The organism is Caulobacter sp. B11, from assembly GCF_002737765.1.
In the GTDB taxonomy this organism is placed as follows: domain Bacteria; phylum Pseudomonadota; class Alphaproteobacteria; order Caulobacterales; family Caulobacteraceae; genus Caulobacter.
Map to the genome: position 1 here is coordinate 1 of NZ_PEGG01000342.1, position 3,851 is coordinate 3,851.

The window sequence follows — 3,851 nt, forward strand, 5'->3', positions numbered from 1 at the left end:
GCCGGGGCGTATAGTCAGGCCGTCATCCCGCCGGTCCGCTGGCGGATGGCGCTCAAGATTTCAAAGGCGGTCGCTTCGGCGGCCGCCTTTTCCTGTTCAAATTCCCTGAAATCCAGGTCGAGCGGTTTCGCGCGGCGGCCGCAGATGGCATACCCGCAGCGCCATGCTTGACAAGACCTTCGATCCCAAAGCCGTCGAACCCCGCCTGTACGCCGCCTGGGAGGCCTCCGGGGCCTTCAAGCCGAGCGAGGACCCGAACGCCGAGCCGTTCGTGATCGTCATCCCGCCGCCCAATGTGACGGGCTCGCTGCACATCGGCCACGCGCTGAACAACACCCTGCAGGACGTGCTGACCCGCTTCCACCGCATGCGTGGCAAGGCCGCCCTGTGGCTGCCGGGCACCGACCACGCGGGCATCGCCACCCAGATGGTGGTCGAGCGTCAATTGGCCGCCGCCGGCAATATCGGCCGCCGCGAGATGGGCCGCGAGGCCTTTGTCGAGAAGATCTGGGAATGGAAGGCCGAGAGCGGCGGCACGATCGTCAACCAGCTGCGCCGCCTGGGCGCCAGCTGCGACTGGTCGCGCGAGCGCTTCACCCTGGACGAGGGCCTGTCGGCCGCCGTGCGCAAGGTGTTCGTCCAGCTCTACAAGCAGAACCTGCTCTATCGCGACAAGCGCCTGGTCAATTGGGACCCGCAGTTCCAGACCGCTATCTCCGACCTCGAGGTCGAGCAGAAGGAGGTCGACGGCTTCTACTGGCACTTCGCCTATCCCCTGGCCGACGGCGTCACCTACCAGCACCCGGTCGCCTTCGACGAGGACGGCAAGGCCACGGCTCATGAGACCCGCGACTACATCGTCGTGGCCACCACGCGCCCGGAGACCATGCTCGGCGACACCGGCGTGGCCGTCCACCCGACGGACGAGCGCTACAAGGACCTGGTCGGCAAGTTCGTGACCCTGCCGATCGTCGGCCGTCGCATCCCGATCGTCGCCGACGACTATGCCGACCCGACCAAGGGCTCGGGCGCGGTGAAGATCACCCCCGCGCACGACTTCAACGACTTCGGCGTCGGCAAGCGGGCAGGGCTGGCGGTCATCAATATCCTGACCGTCGAGGCCAAGCTGAATGACAGCGTTCCGGCCGACTATGTCGGCATGGACCGCTTTGTCGCGCGCAAGGCCATTGTCGCTCGCGCCGAGGAAGAGGGCTGGCTCAAGGAAATCGAGAAGACCAAGCACATGGTCCCGCACGGCGACCGTTCGGGCGTGGTCATCGAGCCCTTCCTGACCGACCAGTGGTACGTCGACGCCAAGACCCTGGCTCAGCCGGCCCTGAAGGCCGTCGAGAACGGCGACACCGTCTTCGAGCCCCGCCATTGGGAAAAGACCTATTTCGAATGGCTGCGAAATATCGAGCCCTGGTGCGTCTCGCGCCAGCTCTGGTGGGGCCACCGGATTCCGGCTTGGTTTGGTCCGTCGACCGATCCGAACGACAAGGATCAGTTCACTTCGAAGATATTCGTGGGTGAGACGGAAGAGGACGTCCTCGCTGAGGCGGCCGCCTATTATGGCCCGAAGGTCCAGCTTGGTTTCACTGACGGGCTAGTTTTCGTCGATCGAAATGAGCAGGGCGAGCTCACGAGGGTCGATCTAAAGCGCGACGAAGACGTCCTCGACACCTGGTTCAGCTCGGCCCTGTGGCCGTTCTCGACCCTGGGCTGGCCGGAGAAGACCGAGGACCTGGCCCGCTTCTACCCGACCAGCACCCTGGTCACCGGCTTTGACATCATCTTCTTCTGGGTCGCCCGGATGATGATGATGGGCCTCCACTTCATGGGCGAAGTCCCGTTCAAGCAGGTGTTCATCAACGCCCTTGTCCGTGACGAGAAGGGCGCCAAGATGAGCAAGTCCAAGGGCAATGTGATGGACCCGCTGGTCCTGATCGACGAGCTGGGCTGCGACGCGGTGCGCTTCACCATGACGGCGATGTCGGGCCAGGCGCGCGACATCAAGCTGTCGAAGCAACGTATTGAAGGCTATCGCAATTTCGGCACCAAGCTGTGGAACGCCTCGCGCTTCGCCCAGATGAACGAGTGCGTCCGCGTCGAGGGCTTCGACCCCGCCACCGTCCAGCAGCCGATCAACAAGTGGATCCGCGGCGAGACGGTCAAGACCGTGGCCGAGGTCACCCGCGCCCTCGAGGCGCCGGAGTTCGACGCCGCCGCCACCGCCCTCTACAAGTTCATCTGGAACGTGTTCTGCGACTGGTACCTTGAGCTGGCCAAGCCGATCCTGAACGGTGACGACGCCGCCGCCAAGGCCGAGACCCGGGCTACCGCCGCCTGGGCCCTGGACGTGAGCCTCAAGCTGCTGCACCCGGTGATGCCGTTCATCACCGAGGAGCTGTGGGACAAGACCGCCGAGTTCGGACCGGCCCGCGACGGCCTGCTGATCGTCGAAAAGTGGCCGCAGCTGCCGGAAACCTGGATCGACGCCGAGGCCGAGGCCGAGATCGGCTGGCTGGTCGAGACGGTCGGCGAGATCCGCTCGGTGCGCGCCGAGATGAACGTGCCGCCCTCGGCCAAGCCGCCGCTGACCCTGATCGGCGCCAGCGCCGAGACCAAGGCCCGCCTGGCCCGCCATCGCGACCTGCTGCTGACCCTGGCCCGCCTGGACAGCGCCCGAGAGGCCGAAGCCGCTCCGGCCGGCGCCGTGCCCTTCGTGCTGGGCGAGGCAACCGGGGCCCTGGCCATCGCCGAGTTCATCGACCTGGCCGCCGAGAAGGCGCGCCTGACCAAGGAGATCGCCGGCCATGCCGGCGAGATCGACAAGACCAACAAGAAGCTGGGCAATCCCGACTTCCTGGCGCGCGCCAAGGAAGAGGTCGTCGCCGAGAACCGCGAACGGCTGGCCGAGGCGGAGGCTGCCAAGGCCAAGCTGGAAGCGGCCCTGGCCCGCCTGGCGGCGGTGGGCTAGGCGCTCCTCCACCAGCGCCTCCCCCCGGCGGAGGGAGGCGCTGACGGGCCGGCCCGCCCACCCAGAATCCTTGACATCGACGCCCCCCCATGCGCCTTTCCGCGCCTTGCAAATCACGTGTTTCAAAGACTTTCCATGACGATCATGCACGCCTACCGCACCCACACCTGCGGCGCCCTTCGGGCCACCGACACCGGCGCCAGCGTCCGCGTTTCGGGATGGATCCATCGCAAGCGCGACCATGGGGGCCTGGTCTTCATCGACCTGCGCGACCATTACGGCCTGACCCAGCTGGTCCTGCACCCCGAGACCCCCGGTTTCGAGATCGTCGAGCGCCTGCGCGCCGAGAGCGTGATCAAGGTCGACGGCGAGGTCGTGGCGCGTGACGCCGAGGCCGTGAACCCCAACCTGCCGACCGGCGCGATCGAGATCCGCGTCACCGCCGTGGAAGTGCTCAGCGAAGCCGCCGAGCTGCCGCTGCGGTGTTCGGCGAGCCGGACTATCCCGAGGAAATCCGTCTCAAGCACCGCTATCTCGACCTGCGCCGCGAGACCCTGCACAAGAACATCGTGCTGCGCAGCAAGGTGATCCACTCGATCCGTCACCGCATGGTCGAACAGGGCTTCCTGGAATACCAGACCCCGATCCTGACCGCCTCTTCACCGGAAGGCGCGCGCGACTTCCTGGTGCCCTCGCGCCTGCATCCGGGCAAGTTCTACGCGCTGCCCCAGGCGCCCCAGCAGTTCAAGCAGCTGCTGATGGTCTCGGGCTTTGACCGCTATTTCCAGATCGCGCCCTGTTTCCGCGACGAGGACCTGCGCGCCGACCGCAGCCTGGAATTCTACCAGCTCGATATCGAGATGAGCTTCGT

General features: G+C 66.2%; 1 protein-coding gene and 1 pseudogene. Both read left to right on the forward strand.

Going from position 1 to position 3,851, the window contains the following annotated elements; all coding sequences use genetic code 11:
- Positions 1-163: 163 nt before the first annotated feature.
- Positions 164-2,980, forward strand: coding sequence for a valine--tRNA ligase (locus CSW58_RS12355; protein ID WP_099447484.1), 2,817 nt, complete (start codon positions 164-166; stop codon positions 2,978-2,980).
- A gap of 135 nt (positions 2,981-3,115) precedes the next feature.
- A pseudogene (locus CSW58_RS12360) lies at positions 3,116-3,851 on the forward strand (amino acid--tRNA ligase-related protein); the annotation flags it as partial.

Excerpts from the sequence above, each read along its gene's own strand:
- CSW58_RS12355 (WP_099447484.1), top strand. The coding sequence starts at position 164 with ATGCTTGACAAGACCTTCGATCCCAAAGCCGTCGAACCCCGCCTGTAC.